At 63.1% G+C, this 22,741-nt stretch carries 20 protein-coding genes; 12 read left to right on the forward strand and 8 right to left on the reverse strand.

Annotated elements, in window-relative coordinates; genetic code table 11:
• The first annotated feature begins 64 nt into the window (after nucleotides 1-64).
• The 5 genes from N8H22_RS05835 to N8H22_RS05855 all read left to right on the forward strand — a co-directional run bounded on the left by N8H22_RS05835 (nucleotide 65) and on the right by N8H22_RS05855 (nucleotide 5,671).
• A complete protein-coding gene (locus tag N8H22_RS05835; RefSeq protein WP_264589671.1) occupies nucleotides 65-1,045 on the forward strand; it encodes an SLAC1 anion channel family protein in 981 nt (326 codons plus the stop codon).
• A 23-nt stretch (nucleotides 1,046-1,068) separates the two neighbouring features.
• Nucleotides 1,069-2,271 (forward strand): hypothetical protein, encoded by a 1,203-nt coding sequence (locus tag N8H22_RS05840; protein WP_264589672.1) that lies wholly within the window; start codon nucleotides 1,069-1,071, stop codon nucleotides 2,269-2,271.
• 25 nt (nucleotides 2,272-2,296) lie between these two features.
• Nucleotides 2,297-3,424, forward strand: coding sequence for a glutaredoxin domain-containing protein (locus tag N8H22_RS05845; RefSeq protein WP_264589673.1), 1,128 nt, complete (start codon nucleotides 2,297-2,299; stop codon nucleotides 3,422-3,424).
• Nucleotides 3,425-3,489: 65 nt separating this feature from the next.
• Nucleotides 3,490-5,073: a tetrathionate reductase family octaheme c-type cytochrome gene (locus tag N8H22_RS05850; protein WP_264589674.1), complete on the forward strand. Its 1,584-nt coding sequence runs from the start codon at nucleotides 3,490-3,492 to the stop codon at nucleotides 5,071-5,073.
• Between the two features lies 1 nt (nucleotide 5,074).
• The gene (locus N8H22_RS05855; RefSeq protein ID WP_264589675.1) at nucleotides 5,075-5,671 is read left to right on the forward strand and encodes a cytochrome b/b6 domain-containing protein; all 597 of its coding nucleotides are present in this window, start codon (nucleotides 5,075-5,077) and stop codon (nucleotides 5,669-5,671) included.
• 135 nt (nucleotides 5,672-5,806) lie between these two features.
• Here the strand turns inward: N8H22_RS05855 and N8H22_RS05860 are convergent, their stop codons facing one another.
• The 6 genes from N8H22_RS05860 to acsA form a co-directional block, all read right to left on the reverse strand.
• Complete coding sequence (locus N8H22_RS05860; protein WP_264589676.1) at nucleotides 5,807-6,427, reverse strand: class I SAM-dependent methyltransferase; 621 nt, start codon at nucleotides 6,425-6,427, stop codon at nucleotides 5,807-5,809.
• A gap of 181 nt (nucleotides 6,428-6,608) precedes the next feature.
• Nucleotides 6,609-6,869, reverse strand: a complete 261-nt coding sequence (locus N8H22_RS05865; RefSeq protein ID WP_264589677.1) for an acyl carrier protein — start codon at nucleotides 6,867-6,869, stop codon at nucleotides 6,609-6,611.
• Between the two features lie 12 nt (nucleotides 6,870-6,881).
• Nucleotides 6,882-8,030: a dihydrolipoamide acetyltransferase family protein gene (locus N8H22_RS05870; RefSeq protein ID WP_264589678.1), complete on the reverse strand. Its 1,149-nt coding sequence runs from the start codon at nucleotides 8,028-8,030 to the stop codon at nucleotides 6,882-6,884.
• Nucleotides 8,031-8,055: 25 nt separating this feature from the next.
• Nucleotides 8,056-9,030 (reverse strand): alpha-ketoacid dehydrogenase subunit beta, encoded by a 975-nt coding sequence (locus N8H22_RS05875; RefSeq protein WP_264589679.1) that lies wholly within the window; start codon nucleotides 9,028-9,030, stop codon nucleotides 8,056-8,058.
• The gene (pdhA, locus tag N8H22_RS05880; RefSeq protein WP_264589680.1) at nucleotides 9,027-10,019 is read right to left on the reverse strand and encodes a pyruvate dehydrogenase (acetyl-transferring) E1 component subunit alpha; all 993 of its coding nucleotides are present in this window, start codon (nucleotides 10,017-10,019) and stop codon (nucleotides 9,027-9,029) included. The genes N8H22_RS05875 and pdhA overlap by 4 nt, the downstream gene beginning before the upstream one ends.
• A complete protein-coding gene (gene acsA, locus N8H22_RS05885; protein WP_264589681.1) occupies nucleotides 10,016-11,776 on the reverse strand; it encodes an acetate--CoA ligase in 1,761 nt (586 codons plus the stop codon). The genes pdhA and acsA overlap by 4 nt, the downstream gene beginning before the upstream one ends.
• A 246-nt stretch (nucleotides 11,777-12,022) precedes the next feature.
• On the opposite strand from acsA, the gene N8H22_RS05890 reads away from it, so the two are divergent.
• From N8H22_RS05890 to N8H22_RS05915, 6 genes are all read left to right on the forward strand, one after another.
• Nucleotides 12,023-12,565, forward strand: coding sequence for an Hsp20/alpha crystallin family protein (locus tag N8H22_RS05890; protein WP_264589682.1), 543 nt, complete (start codon nucleotides 12,023-12,025; stop codon nucleotides 12,563-12,565).
• A gap of 141 nt (nucleotides 12,566-12,706) precedes the next feature.
• Complete coding sequence (locus N8H22_RS05895) at nucleotides 12,707-13,780, forward strand: phosphotransferase (RefSeq protein ID WP_264589683.1); 1,074 nt, start codon at nucleotides 12,707-12,709, stop codon at nucleotides 13,778-13,780.
• Nucleotides 13,777-14,730, forward strand: a complete 954-nt coding sequence (prs, locus tag N8H22_RS05900) for a ribose-phosphate diphosphokinase (RefSeq protein WP_264589684.1) — start codon at nucleotides 13,777-13,779, stop codon at nucleotides 14,728-14,730. Before N8H22_RS05895 ends, prs begins: the two co-directional genes overlap by 4 nt.
• Nucleotides 14,731-14,924: 194 nt before the next feature.
• Nucleotides 14,925-15,602 carry a cyclic nucleotide-binding domain-containing protein gene (locus tag N8H22_RS05905; protein ID WP_264589685.1) on the forward strand — a complete coding sequence of 226 codons (678 nt, stop codon included), beginning with the start codon at nucleotides 14,925-14,927 and terminating at the stop codon, nucleotides 15,600-15,602.
• A 162-nt stretch (nucleotides 15,603-15,764) separates the two neighbouring features.
• Complete coding sequence (locus tag N8H22_RS05910) at nucleotides 15,765-18,173, forward strand: ATP-binding protein (protein ID WP_264589686.1); 2,409 nt, start codon at nucleotides 15,765-15,767, stop codon at nucleotides 18,171-18,173.
• Nucleotides 18,151-18,864 (forward strand): hypothetical protein, encoded by a 714-nt coding sequence (locus N8H22_RS05915; RefSeq protein WP_264589687.1) that lies wholly within the window; start codon nucleotides 18,151-18,153, stop codon nucleotides 18,862-18,864. The genes N8H22_RS05910 and N8H22_RS05915 overlap by 23 nt, the downstream gene beginning before the upstream one ends.
• A gap of 6 nt (nucleotides 18,865-18,870) precedes the next feature.
• On the opposite strand, the gene groL is transcribed toward N8H22_RS05915, so the two are convergent.
• Nucleotides 18,871-20,490 carry a chaperonin GroEL gene (groL, locus tag N8H22_RS05920; RefSeq protein WP_264589688.1) on the reverse strand — a complete coding sequence of 540 codons (1,620 nt, stop codon included), beginning with the start codon at nucleotides 20,488-20,490 and terminating at the stop codon, nucleotides 18,871-18,873.
• 268 nt (nucleotides 20,491-20,758) lie between these two features.
• Here groL and N8H22_RS05925 point away from each other — a divergent pair, with 268 nt between their 5' ends.
• Nucleotides 20,759-21,259 carry a copper chaperone PCu(A)C gene (locus N8H22_RS05925; RefSeq protein ID WP_264589689.1) on the forward strand — a complete coding sequence of 167 codons (501 nt, stop codon included), beginning with the start codon at nucleotides 20,759-20,761 and terminating at the stop codon, nucleotides 21,257-21,259.
• A 57-nt stretch (nucleotides 21,260-21,316) separates the two neighbouring features.
• Here the strand turns inward: N8H22_RS05925 and gorA are convergent, their stop codons facing one another.
• Nucleotides 21,317-22,675, reverse strand: a complete 1,359-nt coding sequence (gene gorA / locus N8H22_RS05930) for a glutathione-disulfide reductase (RefSeq protein ID WP_264589690.1) — start codon at nucleotides 22,673-22,675, stop codon at nucleotides 21,317-21,319.
• Nucleotides 22,676-22,741 lie beyond the last annotated feature (66 nt).

Genomic DNA, 22,741 nt, shown 5'->3' on the forward strand with positions numbered 1-22,741 from the left:
TCCAATAGGCCAGGCCGATCCCTTCCTGACCGGTCTGGCCGACTGAGTGGAAGCCGAGGTTGCTATGGATACCACCATCGATACCCGCATCGATGCACCACATCGTCTGGAACACTTCCCTGTCGCGCTATTCGCTAGCGTGATGGGCATCGCTGGCCTTGCAATCGCTTGGCTCAAAGCTGCCCAGACGGGAGTCGTACCCGAGGCAATTGGTGGTGGCGTACGTTGGCTGGCCAGCGGCCTGTTCGCCTTTTTACTACTGGTCTATGTAGTCAAACTGTTGCGGCACCCCGCAGCGGTGCTGGCCGAACGCACTCACCCGCTCAAGCAGAACTTCTTCCCCGCCATTTCCATCGGCGTTCTTTTACTCTCCATTGCCTGGGCTCATACCGCACCCGCGACAGCGCAGTGGCTGTGGAACACCGGCGCGGCACTGCATCTGATTTTTACGCTGTTGGCCATGAGCGGCTGGATTCACCACACTCACTTCGAGATCAAGCACGTCAACCCGGCTTGGTTCATCCCCGTGGTCGGCAACATACTGGTTCCGGTGGTTGGGGCGAGCTCCGCCCACAGTGACATCAGTTGGTTTTTCTTCAGCATCGGCCTGATCTTCTGGCTGGTACTGCTAACCATCGTGCTGTACCGGTTGTTCTTCCACGAACCGCTGCCCGTACGCCTGACACCGACCCTGTTCATCCTCCTCGCCCCTCCGTCGGTAGGCTTCCTCGCCTATCTGGCGTTAACTGACAGTCTGGATGCTTTCGCCCGCATCCTCTACTTTACTGCGCTGTTCCTCGGCCTGCTGCTGACCAGCAACGCCGCGCGCTTTTTCCGCGTGCCTTTTTTCATTTCCGCCTGGGCATACTCCTTCCCGTTGGCAGCACTTACTCTGGCAACCTTCGAGATGGCAGCGCGTACTGGCTTGGTTTTCTACGGCTGGCTGGCCTGGACGCTGCTGGTGTTGCTGAGCAGCGTGGTTGCCATTCTCGCTGGTAAAACGGTGATGGCGGCATTCAAGGGCAGAATCTGCGTGCCTGAATGAACGAGCGGTAAAGGAGCTGCAGCATGTTCCAACGGACCAGCGATATCCCCTACCACCCCAGCTACTGGTTGGGCGCCCTCGGTGCTGGAGGGCTGTCGATCTCGTTCTACATGTATCTGATGTGGATGGTGCCTCATCAGGACTATCCGATGCCGACCTGGGGGCATTTGCTGGCAGCCTGGCAGGCCGACACACCGCTACGCGCGCTGCTGTTGATCGCCGCACCCGGAGTGGCATTGCTGGCTCTGCTGCACCTCCTGCTGCTCGCCTGGAACATCCGCGAGTACCGCTCGGCCGCAGCGCAGCAAGCGCTGTCCACGCTGCGCGGCTCGCCGGGTGAAGTGCAGCTGATGGCGATCCCGCTGACCCTGGCGATGACGGTAAACGTCTGCTTCGCCCTTGGTGCGCTGTTCGTGCCCGGCCTGTGGTCGGTGATCGAATACCTGTTCCCGCTCGCTCTACTCGCCTTCCTGCTCATTGCCTGGAGCGCGTTGCGTATCTACGGTCGCTACCTGGGGCGGATGTTGGTGCATGGCGGCTACCGCAGCGAGGAGCACAATCACTTGTCGCCGCTGATGGCGGTGTTTGCCTTCGCCATGCTTTCGGTGGGGTTCGCCGCGCCCGCCGCCATGTCCCACGTCAAATTAGTGTCGGTGCTCGCCGCCACCCTGTCGATCCTGTTCCTGGTGCTGTCGCTGGTGGTTGCCTTGGTGGTTCTGGTGACAGGCATCGCCGCGATGATGAGCCATGGACTGCAGCCCCAGGCCACGCCAAGCCTGTGGATGCTGATCCCCATTCTGACCCTGCTGGGCATCGAATGGCTGCGCCTGCAGCACGGCCTCAGTCACCACTTCACCGGTGGCGCCAGCAACGGCACCGTCTTCGTAACCCTGACCGCGATCTTCATGCTGCAGCTCGGCGTACTGCTGCTCGGCTACCGAGTAATGCAGCTCAACGGTTACCTGCGCAGCCACCTGAGCGGCCGCGAGCGCAGCCCAGTCAGCTTCGGACTGATCTGCCCCGGGGTGGCGCTGTTCGTCTTGGGCATGTTCTGGTGGCATCTGGTGTGGGTCGGCAGCGGATTGATTCGCCTATACGGCGTGGCGTACTGGGCTGGCATAGCCGTGCTAGCGACGGTCCAGCTGGCGACCTTGACGGCGTTGCTACGCCTGACCTGGAATCTGCTGCTGCGCCGCACGGTATACATCGCTGGAGTCGATGGCTGACGTCCGGCCCAAGGAGCGAAACCTCATGAAGGATGTGAAAGCAGCACTGCGCTGGCTCCTGGCGCTGTTGGTCCTGCTGCCGGCCTTCGCCGGCGCTCAAGGGACGCGCGAGCAAGCACCGAGGCTGGAAGTCTACGTGCGCGACGGCTGCCCGCACTGCGCCGCCGCCAAGGAGTGGTTGGCCACCCTGGCGGGTCGGCGTCCCGAGCTGAACATCGTGCTGCGACAAGTCGATAGCGATCCTGAGGCCCGTGCCGACCTGCTCCGCATCTCCCGTCAAGCAGGCTACTGGCCACCCGGCGTGCCGACGTTCGTGGTCCGCGAACGCGTACTGGTCGGTTTCGACGACGCCGAACACAGCGGCGCACAGCTGCTCGCACTGATCGATGACGGTCCGCCTGCCGCCACCAGCGTGCAGAGCGAGATGTTCGGCACCCTCAGCGTCGAGCGCCTCGGCCTCCCGCTGTTCACCCTCGCCCTCGGTCTGCTTGACGGATTCAACCCCTGTGCAATGTGGGTGCTGCTGTTTCTGCTCTCGTTGCTGGTACACCTGCACGACCGGGCACGTATGGCGACGGTCGCCGGTACCTTCGTGCTGGTCAGCGGCGTGGTCTATTACGCTTTTATGGCCGCCTGGCTCAACTTGTTCCTGCTGGTAGGGCTGTCTACGTTGCTGATCTGGACGCTGGGCACGGTGGCCATCGCCATCGGTGTGGTCAACCTGCGCGACGGCGTGCGCTCGGGCGGCGACTTCACGCTGTCGATTCCCGCTGCGGCTAAGCCTGGCCTGTATGCCCGAATGCGCACCGTACTGCAGGCCGACAGCCTGCTGCCTGCGCTCGTCGGCGTGGCGGCCCTGGCTGTGGTGGTCAACTTCATTGAATTGCTGTGCACCGCCGGCCTGCCGGCGATCTTCACCGCGGTACTGACCCAGCAGGGCCTGGCGCCGCAGGCCCACTATGCCTACCTCGGCCTGTACATCGTCGGCTACATTGCCGACGATGCGCTGATGGTCGCCACCGCAGTAGCCGCGCTGAGTAGTCGCAAGCTATCGGCGCAGACCGGACGCGGGCTGAAGATCCTCAGCGGCCTGGTCATGCTGACCCTGGGTGTGATCATGCTGCTGCGCCCCGACTGGCTGCTGCAGGGGTGAAGCTGAGCTGGCTGGACTATGGTTGTGGTGACAGCCCGCAAGCTGCCTAACGACGAGAGGTGCTTATGACAGTTTCAGGACGGGTAGCTGTCTGGGTGCTCTGGCTGGTCCTGCTGCTGCCCGGTTTGACGCTGGGCGCCACGGCCGATCACAGCCGTTTCAAGGAGCTGCAAGGCCCTTTCGCCAGCGGCGAGGAAGTCACTCGCGCCTGCCTCGGCTGCCATACCGAAGCGGCCAAACAGGTGATGGCTACCCGTCACTGGACCTGGGATTACACCAATCCGGATACTGGCCAACGCTTGGGCAAGAAGACCATGCTCAATGGTTTCTGCATAGGCGACCGATCCAACGAGGCCTTCTGCCAGTCCTGTCACGTCGGCTATGGTTGGAAAGATGCGAGCTTCGATTTCAGCGACGAGAGCAAGGTCGACTGCCTGGCCTGCCACAATACCGGTAACTATCTGAAGCTTGCCGGCCTGGCCGGCCACCCGCCACTGGTACGCACCGAAACCTCGCCCGGCTCAGGCAAGTTCGCTGACCCGGTAGACCTGGCGGCGGTGGCGCGCAACATCGGCGCCACCACGCGCCGCACCTGTGGCACGTGTCATTACTATGGTGGCGGCGGTGACGGGGTGAAACATGGCGATCTCGACTCTTCGCTGAACGCTCCACCGCGCAGCCTCGATGTGCACATGGCCAGCGAGGGGCCGGATTTCAGCTGCTCCACCTGTCATGTTTCAGACCAGCACAAGATCGCCGGCAGCCGCATCAGCGTGACGGCGGCCGATCCGCATGCGCCGATCCTTCGCGGCGAGCGCAGCGCGCGCAACCCATCCACCTGCCAGTCCTGTCACGGCGAGCGACCACACAAAGGCTCGCTACTGCATGCCAGCCGGCTCAACGACCACACCCGCACCCTTGCCTGCCAGAGTTGCCATATTCCGACCTTCGCCCGCGGCGGTGTGCCGACCAAGCTGGGCTGGGACTGGTCAACTGCGGGCAAGATGAACGCCGAGGGCAAACCGTTCCAGACGAAGGACGCCAAGGGGCATGTGATCTACGACAGCCGCAAGGGTGACTTCGTCCTTGGCGAAGATGTGGTGCCCGACTATGTCTGGTTTGACGGCACCGTCACCTATGTACAACCGGATACCCGAATCGATCCGCGCGGCCGCGTGCCGATCAATATCTTTCACGGCGCACCGGGCGCCGAGAACGCACGTATCTGGCCGGTGAAGACCTTCCATAGCCGTCAGCCCTACGACACCGTCCACATGACCTTGCTGGTGCCGCATACCGCCGTGCCTGACGACACCGCCTTCTGGTACAACTTCGACTGGGCCAAGGCGCTGCAGGCCGGCGCCGATGCCACTGGCGCGCCCTACAGCGGCCAGTTCGGCTTCGTCGATACGCGGATGCTCTGGCCTATCACTCACATGGTCGCCCCCAAGGAACAGGCGCTGAACTGTGCCGAGTGCCACTCCAGCCAGAGCCGACTGGCGGCAGTACCTGGTGTCTGGCTGCCGGGCAAGGATCGCAACCCGCTGCTCGATACCTTTGGTTTCAGCCTCGCCGGCCTGGCACTGCTCGGTGTACTGATCCACGCGCTGCTACGCATCGTTGCCCATGCGCATCAAAGGAGGCACTGATATGGCCGAGCGCATGTACCTGTTCACCCGCTTCGAGCGCTTCTGGCACTGGTCGCAGGCATTGCTGATCATCATCCTGCTGTTCAGCGGCTTCGGCATCCACGGCAGCCATGCCCTGCTCGACTTCCGTACCGCGGTCGAAGTCCATGAGACAGCCGCCTGGCTGCTGATTGCCCTTTGGATCTTCGCCATCTTCTGGCATTTCACCACCGGTCAGTGGCGACAGTACGTACCAACCCTGACCAACCTTCAGCGTGTGGCGCTCTACTACGCCCACGGCATCTTCATCGGCGCACCGCACCCCTATAAGGTTACCCGCGAGCGCAAGCACAACCCGCTGCAACGCATTGCCTACCTGGGCGTACTGGTACTGATCAATCCGCTGATCTGGGTGAGCGGCCTGCTTTACCTGTTCTGGGGGCGCGTGGAGGCTTACGTATCGGCTTGGCTGAGCCTGGAACAGATCGCCCTGGTGCACGTCTGCGCGGCCTTCCTGATGCTGATCTTTCTGATCGTGCATGTGTACTTGACCACCACCGGGCATACGCCACTGGCGCATATCCGGGCGATGATCACTGGCTGGGAGGAACGCGACTAACGCCGTTGGCTGCTCACTACCACCACGCAGGTTCATTCGCCGCGTCCCTGCTGCAACCATCCCCGATGGTGCTCATGGTGGATGCCCGCACCCTGCCGAGACCATCAGGGTTCTCTTTAGTGAACCTGGCTTCGCTTACCTCACCAGCGGCTTGCGCGCCACCAGGTCGATCAGTGCAGACATTCCGCGATGGCGGGTGCCCTCCTCGATATGCGCGTCATACTCGGCCAGATGCAGGACCTCCAGCCCGGCGAAGGCCTCACGCAGTAGCCCGGCCGTATAGAGGTGACTCGGATCCTGCGGGCCGCCGGTGCCGTATTGCAGTTGCTCGAGCCGATAACCTTCGAGCAGCAGTAGTCCCCCTGGCTTCAGTGCGCGCTGCATGTTGGCGAACATCTGCGCACGAGCATCCGGACCGGCGAACTGGATGAAGATCGCGACGATGGCGTCAAAACGCTCGCTTCCCCAGTGCCAACTCAGCACGTCAGCACATTCATGGGTGAGGTTCACGCCGCGCTCTGCCGCCAGCAGACGTGACTTCTCGATTGCGCGTGGTGCGGCCTCCACCGCCAGCACATCGAGTCCCTGCTGTGCCAGCCAGACACCATTGCGGCCCTCGCCATCAGCCACCGACAGGACCTTCATCCCAGGCGTGAAACGTTTCACCTGGCTGGCTAGAAAGGCGTTGGGCTCCTTGCCGAACAGGTAATCATCCTCTTTGAAACGCTCATTCCATTGCTCGATCTGCGGATCCATCAGGCTCTCCGAAACTGTTCATGGCGAAGACAATGGGAGGCAATATACCCCCTGGCGTATTAAGACAGGCAAGCCGCGTAGCGGTATTCGAGGCCGACCGCAGGAGTTTGCCGCCGGCAGTCGCCCGCTTGTCGAAGCAGGGCATTTACGTGAGTGTTCGCGCATCGCCTACGCAGACGGGTCAGCTGTTGGCGCCCTCCTCCAGGCGCTTGTGCAGATAGGCGACGACCGCATCGAGACTGATCAGCAGCTGATAATCGGCCTCCGGAATGTTCACGCCGAGACGCTGATGCAGCGCGGAGATGTACCGCAACCAATCCATCGAGTCGAGATCCACTTCATCACGCAGCAGGCGGTCGGGACGCAAACTTTCCACCTCGACTTCCGGGGCGATGCGTTGCAGGGCATCCAGTGCTTCGCGGCGTATCTGAGCTTCGTCCATCTTCATCTCCCGTCACAAACTCTCCGGACTTTGCAGCAAACGGCGGACTTCCGCGAGGAATCGCGCACCGTAATGGCCGTCGCTGACGCGGTGATCTGCAGCCAGGCTCAGCACCACGGTCGGCATCACGCAGAGTTCGCCGGCTTCCACCCACGGCCGTTCGACAATCCGTCCGACACCGACCAGCGCAACCTGCGGTGGGTAGATCACGCCAAACACGCTATCGACGCCCTGCTCGCCCAACTGAGTGACGGTCAGAGTGGCATCGCTCATTTCCGAGCTGCGCAATGATCCGCTGCGAGCGCGCTGGACCAGATCGCTAAGCTCCGTCATCAGTTGTGGCAACGGCTTGTCCGCGACATCGTGCAACGCCGGCGCGATCAGCCCGCCCTGGCGCAGGGCGATCGCGACACCGAGGTGGATGCCTTTGGCGGGTTGGAAGGTATTGTCCTGCCAGTAGCCGTTGAGCTGCGGATACTCACGCAACGCCAACGCCACGGCCTTGAGCAGCAGCACGCTGGCGAGCAGCCGCTGCTCCGGAGTGCGCTCGGCGTTGTATGCGTGGAGCCACCGGGAGGCGGCCCCGAAGGCCACGGTTTCGCTCAGGTAGTAGTGGGGAATCTCCCGCTTGGAGCGGCTCATGGCGGCGGCGATGGCCTGGCGCATCGCCGCGTTGCGATCCTGGGAAGTGGCCTTCGGCAGTCCAGCCTCCACGTCCTCCAGGGTGATCGTGCCCTGTGGGCCGCTGCCAGTCAGCTGCGCCGGATCGAGGCCAAGTTCAGCGGCGCGCTTGCGTGCCGCCGGAGAGATGCGTGGTCGTGTCGGGCTGACCCCCGGCGCAGTTGGTGCAGTCCCTGCTGGCTGTTCTGCCGGCAGCGCAGCACGCGCCGCGGCGCTCTGGGCCATTGCGGCTTCGCGGGATTCGCCGGCTTCAAGCAGCGTCGCGATGGCTGTGCCGACCGGGATCTTGCAACCAGGCTCGATCAGCAGCTCCAGAACCTCGCCGGTCTGCCAGCATTCGACGTCCACTGCCGCCTTGGAGGTATCGACCACCGCGATCACCTCGCCGCGCTCGATGCGCTCGCCAGGTTTCACCTTCCATTCCAGCAAGGTGCCTTCGTCCATGTCTGCGCCAAGCGATGGCAGTTTGAAAACGATCATTCACACCTCGTCGTCGATTCCAACATTACTGACAAAGCTTGCGCGCCGCCGCGATGATGGTCGGCACCTGTGGCAGCGCCGCGTCCTCCAGGTGCTTGGCATAGGGAATGGGCACCTCCGCGCTGCACACGCGTGCTGGCGGTGCGTCGAGCTCGAAGAAGCCTTGCTCGATGATGCGCGTGATGATCTCGGCTGCCAGACTGCCGCTGCACCAGCCTTCGTCGACCACCAGCGCGCGACGGGTCTTGCGTACCGACTCCAGAATGGTCGCGTCGTCCAACGGGCGCAGCACGCGCAGGTCGATGACCTCCGCGGCCACGCCCTCCTCCGCCAGCTGCTGCGCTGCCTGCAGTGCTTTGTGCAAAGTGCCGCCGTAGGCGATCAAGGTCAGATCGCTGCCCTCCCGACGCACGCGGGCAGAGCGAATGTCCACCGTCGGCGCCCTGTCCAGCTCATCTTCCAGGTTGTACAGCTGGGCGTGTTCGAAGATCAGCACCGGGTCCGGGTTTTGCAGCGCCGGCCAGAGCATGCCGCGGGCATCCTCGACGGTGGCCGGCGCCAGAATCTTCAAGCCCGGGATATGCGCGAACCAGCCCTCCAGGCTGTGAGAATGTTGCGCCGCCAGTTGGCGGCCAGCGCCGGTAGCCATGCGCAGCACCAGAGGCACGGAAAACTGCCCACCGGACATGTGGCGCAGCGTCGCCGCGGTATTGATCAGCGGGTCAAGGGCCAACAGGGCAAAATTCACCGTCATGACTTCGACGATCGGGCGCATGCCGCCGAGCGCCGCGCCAATACCGGCTCCCACGAAAGCCAGTTCGGACAAGGGCGTGTCACGTATGCGCTCACCGCTGAACTCTTCCAACAAGCCCTTGGAGACCGCATAGGTTCCGCCGTAGCGGCCGACGTCCTCGCCCATCAGGAACACCCGTTCGTCACGCTGCAACGCTTCGCGCAGGGCTTCACGCAGCGCCTCCCGGTAGGTGATACGGGGACTCATGGCTGCACCTCCGGCGTGTAGACATCCATGCAAAGGTTCTCCGTCGGCTCAAGGGTGCCACCTTCGGCATAAGCGACTGCCGCTTCCACCTCGTTCTTCACCGCTGCGGCAATTTCGAGGAAGCCCTGCTCATCGAGCAGCCCCAATGCCTTGAGCCGGGCGCTATAGGTATGGATCGGACCGCGCTCCTTCCACTTTTCCACTTCCGCCTTGTCGCGATATAGCTCCGGATCGAACATCGAATGAGCACGGAAACGGTAGGTCTGGAACTCGAGAAAGTACGGTCCCTGGCCGCTGCGAACATGCTCTACCGCCGCGCGGGTGGCCTCGTGTACGGCGACCACATCCATGCCATCCACGGCGCTGGCAGACACGCGATAGGCTGCGGCCTTGGCGCAGAGATCGGTTTGCGATTGCGAGCGCGCCAGCGCGGTGCCCATGGCGTAGAGGTTGTTCTCGCAGCAGAACAGCACGGGTAGTTTCCACAGCGCCGCCAAGTTCATCGATTCGTGAAACGCACCTTCGGCCATCGCGCCTTCGCCGAAGAAACACACACTGATGCGCCTACCCTTCTGCATGCGTTCGGCCAGGGCGAGGCCAACAGCCAACGGCAGGCCACCGCCCACGATTGCGTTACCACCGAAGAAGCGTGTCGTCGCATCGAACAGGTGCATGGAGCCGCCGCGCCCGTGCGAGCAGCCCTCCTGCCGGCCATACATCTCGGCCATGATCGCGTTCATCGGCACGCCCTGAATCAGCGCATGGCCATGCTCGCGATAGGTCGCAATCACCGCATCGTCCGCGGCCAGGGCATGCAGCGCCCCCACCGCCACGGCTTCCTCGCCGATGTACAGGTGCAGGAAACCGCGGATCTTGCCTTCGCCGTACAGCTCGGCAGCACGCTCCTCCATCCGGCGGATGCGCAGCATGTCGCGCAACAGCGTCAGGGCGAACTCCTGTGGGTACGGTACAGACGCTGGCGTGGTCATAACGGGTTCTCCAGCGTCGAGGTGTCTCCTTCCGGCAACCCCAGCTCACGGGCCTTGAGCAACCGGCGCATCAGCTTGCCGCTACGCGTGCGTGGCAGGCTGGCGAGAAACTCCAGCTCTTTCGGAGCCACGGCGGCGCCCAGGCGCTTGCGCGCATGGCCGATCAGCTCGTCATGCAGCGCCTCGCTGGCCTCGCGTCCGCGTTTCAGCGAGACGAACGCCTTGACTGTCTCGCCCAGCAACGGGTCGGGTTTGCCGATCACTGCCGCCTCAGCCACGGCGGAATGCTCCATCAGCGTGCTCTCCACCTCGAAGGGGCCGATCAGGTGACCGGCAGACTTGATCACATCGTCGCTACGACCGATGAACCAGTAGTAACCATCGGCGTCGCGGCGCGCGAGATCGCCGCTCAGGTACCAGTCGCCGACGAAGCAGCGGCGGTAGCGCTCCTCCTGACCGAGGTAGGTACGGAACATGCCGGGCCAGGGTTGCTTCAGCGCCAGCTCCCCGACCTGCTCGTCGTCCAGCAGCGTCAGGCTGCCGTCTTCGCCATGCTGGACGATGGCCGCTTCCACACCTGGCAGCGGCTTGCCCATCGAGCCCGGCTTGATCGGCATGACCGGAATGTTGGCGATCATGATTCCGCCTGTTTCGGTCTGCCACCAGTTGTCATGGATCGGCAGTCCGAGCACTTCCTTGCCCCACCAGACGGCCTCGGGATTGAGCGGTTCGCCGACGCTGGCGACGAACCGCAACTGGGGGTGGAAATGTCGGCGCGCCAGCTCCGGCCCCGCCTTCATCAGCATGCGAATGGCCGTCGGCGCGGTGTACCAGACGGTGATCCGCTCCTTCTCCAGGATGCCGTACCAGCGCTCGGCGTCGAAGTCGCCGCAATCGACCACACTGGTCACGCCCAACAGCAGCGGCGCAAGGATGCCGTAGGAGGTGCCGGTGACCCAGCCGGGATCTGCGCTGCACCAGTAGATATCGTCCGGATGCAGGTCCAGGGCGTACTTGCCGGTGATGTAATGGGTCAGCGCCGCTCCGTGCACGTGCAGCGCACCTTTTGGTGTGCCGGTGGTGCCGCTGGTGAAGTGCAGCAGCGACGGCGTGTCAGCGGTGGTCGCTGCGATTGCGAAGTCCTCACTCGCGGCAGCCAGCAGATCGCCGAGATCCAGCGTGCCGTCGAGCCGAGCGTGACCGCCAGTCTCGTCATACAGCAACACGTGCTTGAGCAATGGCAGCTTGTCACGCAGACCGGCGACCTTCTTGCGATACAGCGCCTCGCTGGTCAGCAGCACGCTGCACTCGCCGAGGCGCAGACGGGTTTCCAGCGGTTCCGGGCCGAACGCGGAGAACAGCGGCGATACCACGCAGCCATTCTTCAAGCCACCCAGCACGCCGAGATAGAGCTCGAGGCCCCGGTTGCACAGCACGAACAGACGCTCCCCCGGCGCAACACCAAGCTGTTTGAGCACATTGGCGAAGCGATTGGTCTGCCGGCTGAGCTGTAGATAGCTCAGCTCGCGACGACTGCCGTTGCGTTCGAGAAAACGTAGCGCGGGATGCTGGGCGCGCGGGCCAGCGGCATGCCGATCCACTGCCTCGTGGGCAAGATTCAGTCCCCCGCCTGGCAGTCCGCTCAGGGCGCTGGCTGCCGCCTGCCAGGTGAACCGGGCCTCGGCGAACGCGCTGTCGGGCCAGTTGGGCGCGACCGGTAGATCCTTTGCTGTCTTTTCGATGATGGCCGAGCGCATATCGCGGTTTCCTGGCAGGTCGGTGATCGGCATGACGCGCAGAAGCCGTGCAGAAGCGAAGTGGCATTCGCGCGAAGCTTGGCACTGAGGCTAGATGCGAATCGGCAAAACGGCTTGATCAGCATCAACGAACTATTTTCCAGCGGCACCGCCATCGTGCCGCCGACATGATCCGAATCAAACCCGGCGGAGCATTCCGGTCGCAGTATCGTTTGCGTCTCCACTATCCCCAGGGAGGGACTAGCGATGGCCAATACCGACCAGCAAGTGTCGAAAGGCACCGATAATCCGCACAAGAAGTCTGATAAAGCCGAGTCCTGGAACCCACTGGACAGTCTGCGCCGGCAGGCCGACCGGCTATTCGACGAGTTCGGTCACGGCAGACCGCACCTGCCCTTCTTTCGCCGCCCCAGCCAGGTCGAGTCGCTTCTGCAGTCGCACACGCTGCCGGCGACCATGCCGGCGGTGGACATCACCGAGAAGGATCAACTGTTCGAAGTGACCGTCGAGGTCCCCGGGATGGAAGAGCAGGACATACGGGTCAAGGTCGTTAACGGCGCTCTGGAGATCAGTGGAGAGAAAACCGAAGCTCGCGAGGAAAAGAACAAGGACTACTACATTGCCGAACGCCATTACGGTTCGTTCAAACGGAGCTTCAACCTGCCGGAGAACATCGATGTCGAGGGCATCGAAGCGCATTTCGGCAGCCATGGCGTGCTGACCATTACCCTACCCAAGACTGCCGTACCCGCGCGGCCGGAAAGGCAGATTCCGATCTCTCCCGCCTGATGTCTGACCTGCCCGCCACGCGCTGCGCAAGGCTGTCTAGACTCCAGGACAGGCTGGCAGAGGGTCGGACGGATGCCTAGGGTAACGCGCGGCGCGCGTGGGTCTGTGGGCGAGGCAGTGGCAAACGCTTGCGGTGAGTCGATGACTGTTCAGCAGGAGGTCATCGACTTTCTCGCGTGCCCGGAAAGCTACGGTGCGCCGGGCACTGCGGTGGAAATCATCGAAACCCACGGCTCGCTGATCTTTCTGCACGATGAACGGGCGTACAAGCTCAAGCGCGCGATCGCCTATGCCGCGCTGGATTTCCTCACGCTCGACAAGCGCGAGCGTGCCTGCCATGCCGAGTTGCGGCTCAACCGTCGTACCGCGCCAGGCATCTACCTGGAAGTGCGCTCGATCACCCGTCGAAGCGACGGCCGGCTGGCATTCGATGGTGCAGGCGAGGTGCTCGACTGGGTAGTGGTCATGCGTCGCTTCCCACAGACGGCGCTGTTCGAACATATGGCCCTGACCGGTCAGCTCACGCCAACGCTGATTCAGACGCTGGGCGCTGAAATCGCACGTTTCCACGCCTTTGCGGAAGTCACACCGGAGTTTGGTGGCAGTGCAGGTATCCGTTGGGCGATCGAGAGCAATCATCAGGAGATGTCTCGCTACCCGCAACTGCTAGACGGCGAAACCGTCCAGGCGTTGTATCGCGATCAGCTGGCGCTGCTCGAACGGCAGGCGCCGACGCTCGAGCAGCGCCGCAACAGCGGCCGTGTGCGGCGCTGTCATGGCGACATGCGGCTGGCCAATATCTGCCTGTTCGAAGGTCGACCAACGTTGTTCGATGGCATTGAGTTCAGCGATCGGATCGCCTGTATCGATGTGCTCTACGACCTCGCCTTCGTGCTGATGGATCTGCAGCATCACCACCTTGGGGCACTGGTGCCATTGTTGCTGCGGGCGTATCTGGAGAGCGGTGACGAATCACCGGACTGCCTGCCGCTGCCGCTGCCGCTGTTTCTCTCAGTCCGCGCAGCGACCCGCTGCTTCACATTGGCCGGAAGCGCTCTGCGGCAGAGTACGCCACGCGCCAGACAAGAAAAGACCGCGCAGGCCCAGGCCCTGCTGCGCCAATCACGCATCTATCTGCTGGATCACCAGGCTCTCGGCCTGGACTTCCCGCAGTTATCGCAAACCAGCCCCCTTTCGACCAGGAGTCAGCCATGACCACCCGTTCCCCGCTGCTGTTCGCCCTGCATGGCACCAAGGACTACGCCGCCCGCGTGGCCCGGGACATGGGGCTCGAGCTGGCCGAGCACGAAGAGCGCCTCTTCGAGGATGGCGAGCACAAGACCCGCGCGCTGACGCCGGTCGACGCGCGCAGTGTGGTGGTTTTCCATGCACTGTATGGCGACGACGAGCGCAGCGTGAACGATAAGCTCTGTCGCCTGCTGTTCTTCTGCGGCGCACTCAAGGATGCCGGCGCACGCCATGTGCAGGTGGTGGCGCCGTATCTGTGCTACGCCCGCAAGGAGCGCCGCACCCAGTACCAGGACCCGATCATCACCCGCTACGTCGCAGCACTGTTCGAGGCGTGCCAGGTGGATCGTCTGACGACGCTCGAAGTGCATAACGTAGCTGCCTTCGATAACGCGTTCCGCATTCCGACCCGCCATATCGAGAGCGCCGAGCTGTTTGCCGAGCATTTCGCACCACTGGCGGCTGAGGCCGAACTGGTCGCCGTTTCGCCGGATGCGGGTGGTGCCAAGCGCGCCGAATCATTCCGTCGCGCCCTGGAGCGGCGTACTGGACGCGCCGTTACCAGCGCCTACATGGAGAAATACCGGAGCAACGACATCGTCACCGGAGCGATGTTGGTCGGTGAGGTCAGCGGTCGGATCGCGGTAATCGTCGACGATCTGATCAGCACCGGCGGTACGCTACTGCGCGCAGGTCAGGCTTGCCGCAACGCCGGAGCGCAGCAAGTCTACGCTGCTGCTACGCATGGGCTGTTCACCGCCGGGGCCGACCTGCTGAACAGTCCGGTTTTCGAGCGGGTCGTCATCACCGACACGGTTCCGCCGTTCCGCCTGGAGGCTGACCTGGCAAGTCGCCGATTGGAGATTCTCGACACCAGCAAGACGGTCGCCGCTGCCCTGATGGCTGAATACGCCTGAAGCGCTCGGACGGTCCCGACTCCATAGCAAAACCCGGCTTGCGCAGGCTTGCCGCCAGTTTCCCGACTACAGTCATGACAAGAGCCAGCGGAATGCCACTCATGATTAGGAGTCTTGCCATGCCTGCACGTCGGAAGTCCTGCAGCTGCTCTGCCTCCCTGAAATGCCGCGAATGCGCCCTGAAGCGGGTCTGTTTGCCCGCAAGCCTGAGCGATGTCGAACTGGAGCAGCTGGAAGGCATCATCCGGCACAACCGGCGCCTGCGAAAACAGGAATATCTGTTCCGCGCCAACGAGGCGACGCGTCAGGTTTACGCGCTGCGCAGCGGCGCACTGAAAACCTGTCTGACCAGGCGCGACGGCAGCGAGCTGGTCACCGGTTTCGTCTTTCCTGGCGAGCTGGTCGGGCTGGACGCCTTCGGTGGCGAGCAGTTTCCCAGCCACGCGATGGCGTTGGAGGCGTCGGTGGTCTGCGTCATTCCGCTCGCGCCGCTCGAAGAGCTGGTGGGCACCAGTGCGCGGCTGCGCAGAACGCTGCTGAAATCCATGAGTCACGAGTTACACAGCGAACAGCAGCACCTCAGCCATAACCGCGAGAGCGCAGGCCAGCGCTTCATCGCCTTCCTGCGCGATCTGTCGGTACGTAACGGTCGGCGCGGACTCTCCCCTACGCAGTTAATTCTACCCATGACCCGCGCGGAAATAGGAAGCTATCTGGGCCTGACGACCGAAACCATCAGCCGGCTGTTCACCCGTTATCGCCAGCTCGGTCTGATCGAAAGCAACGGTCGCGAGGTTCGGCTGCTGGATGTCGCTTCGCTGCTGCAGCTCGAACGCCTGGACAGCCACGAAGCAGCTTGCCTGGTAGGGTGATCCGGGGGGCGGTTGATCCTCATCAAGGCCCACCTGACCTTCTGGGCAATAATCGATGCGCGATTTACGGCCACCTTTGCCTGCCCGAGGATTCTCGGTGCAGCACAACAGCCCCGGCACGCTTACGCCCGGGAAGCGATGAAAAGAACAGGGAGACACGACTTGCAGTCCTACGAACTACCTGTGGAACGTCTTTATCACGCCTGTGACGATGGCCAGCTTTCCTTCGAAACCACCGCAGAACTCCCCGATCTGGCCGAAACCCTGGGGCAGAATCGCGCCCTCGACGCCTTGCGCTTCGGTGTCGGCATCCGCCATGAAGGCTACAACCTCTATGTGATGGGTTCGCCCGGGCTCGGCAAGCATGCCATCGTGCGCGACCTGCTTGCGCAACGTGCTGCTGAGGTCCGTGAGACGCCGGACTGGTGCTACATCAACAACTTCCGCACGCCGCACAAGCCACTGGTGCTGCGCCTGCCGGCTGGGACTGGCGTAGCCCTGCGCGACGATATGCAGCGTCTGGTTCGCGAGCTGATCGGTGCGTTGCCCGCGGCCTTCGACAGCGACGACTACCGCAATGCCGTGCAGGCAATCAAGGACGAGTTCAAGGCCCGTGAGGAAGCGCTGTTCGGCAGCGTCGGCGAGCAGGCCCGGCAGGCGGACATCATGCTGATGAGCACGCCGTCGGGTTACACCCTGGCGCCGCTGAAGAATGGCGAAGTGCTGGGTGCCGTGGAGTTCGAGCATCTGTCCGACGAGGAAAAGCAGCGTATCGAGCAGAGCAGTGAGACGTTGCGCCAGGCCCTGCGTCAAACCCTGCAACAGATTGCGGCCTGGCATCGCGAGCACGACAAGCGCATCGAGCAACTTAACGCCGACACTATTCGCGCTACGGTCGACAGCCACATGTCCGAGCTCGAAGAGCGCTACAAGGCCTTGCCGGAAGCGATGGCCTTTCTCGCCGAGGTCAAGCAGGACATCATCGAGAAAGGCGAGGATACCTTCGCCAATGTCGAGCCGACCAAGGCGTTCAGTCATCGCCTTTCGCCGTTCAACCGCTACTTCGTCAACGTGCTGGTGGACAACGCCAACAGCACCGGTGCGCCGCTGGTCTATGAGGATCACCCGAACTACCAGAACCTCATGGGACGAGTCGAGCACATGGCGCACATGGGCACCCTGCTAACCGATTTCACCTTGATCAAGAGCGGCGCGCTGCACCGTGCCAACGGCGGCTACCTGGTGCTGGACGCGCGCAAGCTGCTGATGCAGCCGTTCGCCTGGGAGGCGCTCAAGCGGGCTCTGCAGGCGCGGGAGCTGCGCCTGCAATCGCTGGAGCAGATGCTCAGTCTGGGCAGTACGATCTCACTGGAGCCCGATCCAATTCCGCTGGATGTGAAGGTAGTGCTGGTTGGCGACCGCCTGCTCTACCATCTTCTCAACCAGTACGATCCGGAGTTCGCTCTGCTGTTCAAGGTAGAGGCTGACTTTGCCGAAGATTTCGAGCGCACCCCGGAAAATACCCTGCTCTACGCCCGTCTGCTGGCCACCCTGCAGCGCCGGGAGAAGCTCAAACCCCTGCAACGCAGCGCCGTGGCGCGATTGATCGAGTATGCCTCGCGGCACGTCGACGACGCCGAACGGCTGTCGCTGCATGTGGCAAGCATGCTGGACATGCTGCGCGAGTCGGATTTCTGGGCCGGCGAACAGCACAGCGAAGTGATTCGCCGGGAGGATGTAGATCGCGCAGTCAGCGAATCGCTGCATCGTGCCGACCAGATGCGCGAGCGTATGCACGAGGCCGTGCTGCGCAATCTGCGCCTGATCGACAGCAGCGGCAGCCAGATCGGCCAGATCAACGGACTGGCGGTGATTCAGCTGGGCAAGCATGCGTTCGGCCATCCAGTGCGAATTACCTCCACCGCCCGGCTGGGCGATGGCAAGGTCATCGATATCGAACGTGAGGTCGAGCTGGGCGGCGCGCTGCACTCCAAGGGCGTGATGATCCTCAGCTCATACCTGGCGAGCCGTTTCGCGGGTAACGCACCGCTGTCGCTGGCGGCCAGTCTGGTGTTCGAGCAGTCTTACGGGCCGGTGGAAGGTGACAGCGCCTCGGCCGCGGAGCTCTGCGTGTTGCAGTCGGCGCTGGCCAACCTCCCGCTGCGTCAGGATCTGGCCATTACCGGTTCGGTCAACCAGCACGGCAACATTCAGGTCATCGGCGGCGTCAACGAGAAGATCGAAGGCTTCTTCGACATCTGCCAGGCTCGCGGTCTGAGTGGGAGCCAGGGCGTGATCATTCCGCAGGACAATGCCAAACATCTGATGCTGCGTCAGGACGTGGTCGACGCCGTGCGCCAGGGCTTGTTCCACGTCTACGGCGTCAGCCAGATAGACGAGGCGATGGAGCTGCTCTGCGGACTGCCTGCCGGTGTTGCAGATGTTCAGGGTGTGTATCCCGAGAACAGCGTGAACGGCGCGGTGCAGCGGCGCCTGCGTGAACTCGGCGATCTGCGGCAACGCTTCAGCCATCCGGAAAACGCCAACCATGATCATCCGAACAACAGCTGAGCTGGCGCGCCCGGCGCGGGTACTGCTGGCCCTGGAGCCGACGGGCATCAACCCCGCCTCGCTGCAGCTGGCTGTGCAGCTATCGCACAGCCTCAAAGCGGAACTGCGCAGCCTGCTGATGGAGGACCTGGCGCTGCTGCGGGCGGCCACCCTGCCCTTCGCACGTGAGATCAGGGGGAGTGGCGAAGATCATCCGCTGGACCCGGTGACGCTTGAGCGCAGCCTGCGCGTCAGTGAGACCCGGCTGCGTGAGCAGGTGGCCCGACAGGTCGAGCCACGCGGTATCGTCTGGTCGATGCGCAGCCTGCGCGGAAGCGGGCTCGCGGCATTGCTGGATGAATGGAGCCTGACCGACTTCATGGTTCTCGGCCGGGCGCCTCGCACGCCGTGGAGCACGTTGCCGGCAACCGGACATGCCATGCTGCTCTACCGCAACAGCGATGACCTGACCCACGCTCAACAGGTGCTGAGCGATCTGGCACGGAGCATCTCCCCGCCGCTGCCGCAACTGACCGTGGAAACACTGCGCTGGGTCGATGTGGCGCAGAGCCTGCCGCTGCTGCGTCGGTGCAATCCCGGGCTGATCCTGCTTGCCGGAGGGTCCGCCTGCTGGCCATCCGGCGAGCTGCGCGCGTTGCTTGAAGGGTTGGATTGCCCGGTGCTGCTTCTGCCTGGAGAACCCAGCGCCTGACGGGCCTTATTCCAACGGCAGTCCTCCGCGCTCGTCGTCGTTTTTCTCTGGCAGCTCCGTCATCGTCGCCTCGGTCAGCAACAGCACGCTGGCGACCGATACGGCGTTTTCCAGCGCGATGCGCATGACCTTGGTCGGGTCGATGATCCCGGCCTCGTACATATCGACATACCGATTGGCTGCGGCGTCGTAGCCGACATTGCCGGACTCGGCAAGCAGGCGCGCGACCACCACACCGTCATCCACCGCGGAGTTGTCGGCGATGGTGCGGGTGGGGGCTTCCAGCGCACGGCGCAGGATCTGCATGCCGGTACGCTCGTCGCCGTCGCACTGGGTTTCCTGCGCGGCTACCGCCACGACACTGCGCAGCAGCGACAAGCCGCCACCGGGCACGATGCCTTCGGCCATCGCTGCCTTGGTCGCCGAGATGGCATCATCAAGCGCGTCCTTCTTGGTCTTCATCTCTGCTTCGGTCGGTGCGCCGACGCGAATCACCGCCACGCCACCGGCCAGCTTGGCCAGGCGTTCGCGCAGCTTCTCGCGGTCATAATCGCTGCTGCTCTGCTCAATTTGCGTGCGAATCTGCTGCATGCGTGCCTCGATCGCTTCGCGCGCACCGGCTCCTCCGACCAGCGTGCTGTGCTCACGATCCACCACTACGCGGCGGACATGCCCCAGTTGTTCGAGGCCAACCTGTTCCAGACTGATGCCAAGGTCGGGCGAGACCACCTGTGCGCCGGTGAGCACCGCGATGTCCTGAATCATCTCCTTGCGCCGGTCACCGAAGCCCGGAGCCTTCACGCCCACCACATGCAGCACACCACGAATGTGGTTGACGATCAGCGTCGCCAACGCCTCGCCTTCGATATCTTCGGCAATCAGCAAGAGGGGGCGACCGCTCTTGGCGATCATCTCCAGCAATGGGATAAGGTCCTTGAGCATGCCAATCTTCTGCTCGCATAGCAGAACGTAGGCGTCCTCGAGGACCGCCTGCATCTTCTCGGTGTCGGTGATGAAATACGGCGACACGTAGCCGCGATCGAACTGCAGGCCTTCGACCACCTCCAGTACGGTTTCCGTGGTCTTCGATTCCTCGACGGTGATGACGCCGTCGTCGCCGACCTTTTCCATGGCATCGGCCACCAGTTCGCCGATGGATGGATCGTTATGTGCCGAGATCGTGGCGATCTGTGCCTTTTCCTTGCGGCTTTTTACTGGTTTCGATTGTGCACGCAGCGACTCTATGGCTGTTTGCAGTCCGCGATCGAGGCCACGCTTGAGGTCGATTGCACTCGCCCCGGCAACGATATTGCGCACGCCCTCGGCAAGGATCGCGTGGGCCAGGATCGTCGAAGTGCTGGTGCCGTCGCCCACGGCTTCACCCGTGCGTTCGGCAGCCTGGCGCAGCATTTGCGCACCCAGGTCCTCTTCCGGATCCTCGAGACTGATCTGCTTGGCAATGGTCACGCCATCATTACAGACCTGAGGCGTGCCGTACTTGCGACGAATCAGCACCGATTTGGACTTCGGCCCCAGGGTGACGCGGATGGCAGAAGCCAGTTGTTCGGCGCCACGCAGGATCTTCTCCCGAGCGGCGTTGCGAAACATCAGCTTGGTGTGTGCCATGGGCTGCATCCTCCGGTTTTCGACGCAGCTTTGTTCAGGCTTCCCCCCGCATGTTTGATCCGCATCAACGGAAGATCATCGTTCGCGCGCTGTTGTGTGCATGCGAATTGCGCGTTATGCGTCGAAAAGCGCCAGAACGTACAGCAGACTGTCGCAAACAAACGGATTCGGATACGCAACCTTCGACCGACTGGCTCGATCGGACCTATCCCTGACCGGATACCCGGCGTGGTATGTTGCGGCGTCCAACCGATCGGGAGTTTTTCCTATGCTGCTTCGCCTATTGACCGCGGGCTGCCTGAGCGCCGTTTGCCTGTCCGCCACGGCTCAGGAACATCATGACCACGCTGCGCCAGCTCCAGCGCAGGCCGCCGACATCTCCGTAAGCCAGGTGTGGTCGCGTGCCATGCCGCCCAGCGCGCCGACCGGTGCGGTGTATTTCCTGTTGAACAACGGCGGCAAGCAGGATGATCGTCTGATCGCTGCGCATACCGAACGTGCGGAGAAAACCGAACTGCATACGCATGTGCATGAAGGCGATGTGATGCGCATGCAGCAAGTGGAGTCGGTAGCCGTCCCTGCGGGCGATACGGTTCAGTTCCAGCCTGGCGGCAACCACGTGATGCTGTTCGGCCTGAAGCAGCCGCTGGCCGCTGGCGAACGCTTCGCGCTGACTCTGGAGTTCGAGCACGCCGGCGAAATTACCACCGACGTCGACATCCTCGATCAGGCTCCGGGCGCGCAAGCCGATCCCCACGCCCATCACTGATCGCGCGTAGATCGAAGGGGGCGTCGCAATCGACACCCCCTTCAACACCCTGCTCGTTCAGATCGAAGCGGGCGTGCGCATAGTGACGAATTCCTCCGCCGCGGTCGGGTGGATGCCCAGCGTATCGTCGAACACCCGCTTGGTCGCTCCGGCCTTCAACGCCACCGCCAGGCCTTGCATGATCTCGCCCGCATCCGGCCCAGCCATGTGGCAGCCCAGCACACGGTCGGTGTCGGCATCGACCACCAGCTTCATCAGGCTGCGTTCCAGGCTTTCGGTCATGGTCAGCTTCATCGGCCGGAAGCGGCTTTCGAAGATGGTGACCTTGTGCCCCTGCTCGCGCGCCTGCTCCTCGGTCAGCCCGACGGTCGCCATGTTCGGCAGGCTGAACACCGCAGTGGGAATGGTCGCGTAATCCACCGGTCGATAATCCGCCGGCCTGAACAGGCGGCGTGCCACGGCCATGCCTTCGGCAAGTGCGACCGGGGTCAGCTGCACCCGACCGATCACGTCACCAATGGCCAGGATCGAGGGGGCTGAGGTGCGGAACTCGTCGTCGACGGCGATGTAGCCGCGCTCGTCGAGCGCCACTTCAACCTGTTCAAGTCCCAGTCCATCGAGCATTGGCCGCCGGCCGGTGGCGTAGAAGATGCAGTCGGCAGTCAGCGTACGGCCGTCCTTGAGCGTGGCCATCAGGCTACCGTCGGCCTGGGGATCGATGCGGGCGATGTCGGTGTTGAACTGCAGATCGACGCCTTTCTTGATCAGCTCATCCTTCAGATGATCACGCAACGAACCATCGAACCCGCGCAGGAACAGCTCACCGCGATACAGCAGCGAAGTGTCGGCACCGCAGCCGTGGAAGATCGAGGCAAACTCCACGGCGATGTAGCCACCACCAACCACCAGCACGCGCCGGGGCAATGATTCGAGATAGAACACCTCGTTGGAGGTGATCGCGTGTTCGCGGCCCGGGATGTCCGGCACCTGCGGCCAGCCGCCGGTGGCGATCAGGATGTGTTCGGCGCTGTAGCGCTGACCGTCGACTTCGACGGTATGGGGATCGATCAATCGTGCATGGGCCTGCAGCAGCGTCACGCCGCTGTCGACCAGCAGGTTGCGATAGATGCCGTTGAGCCGCTGGATCTCGCGATCCTTGTTGGCAATCAGCGTCTTCCAGTCGAAGGTCGCACCGTCAATGGTCCAACCATAGCCCTGCGCCTGGCCGATCTCTTCGGCGTAATGGGCACCGTAGACCAACAGCTTCTTCGGCACGCAGCCGACATTGACGCAGGTGCCGCCCAGATAACGGCTCTCGGCCACGGCAACCCGCGCGCCGAAACCTGCAGCGAAGCGTGCCGCACGCACGCCACCGGAACCGGCGCCAATGACGAATAGATCGAAGTCGTAAGCCATGAGATGTTGTCTCCTTCTAGAGCGGGACAGCATACCCCAGCCATCGCGCACCGATCAGCGGAGGAG

The organism is Stutzerimonas sp. S1, assembly GCF_025966695.1.
In the GTDB taxonomy this organism is placed as follows: domain Bacteria; phylum Pseudomonadota; class Gammaproteobacteria; order Pseudomonadales; family Pseudomonadaceae; genus Stutzerimonas.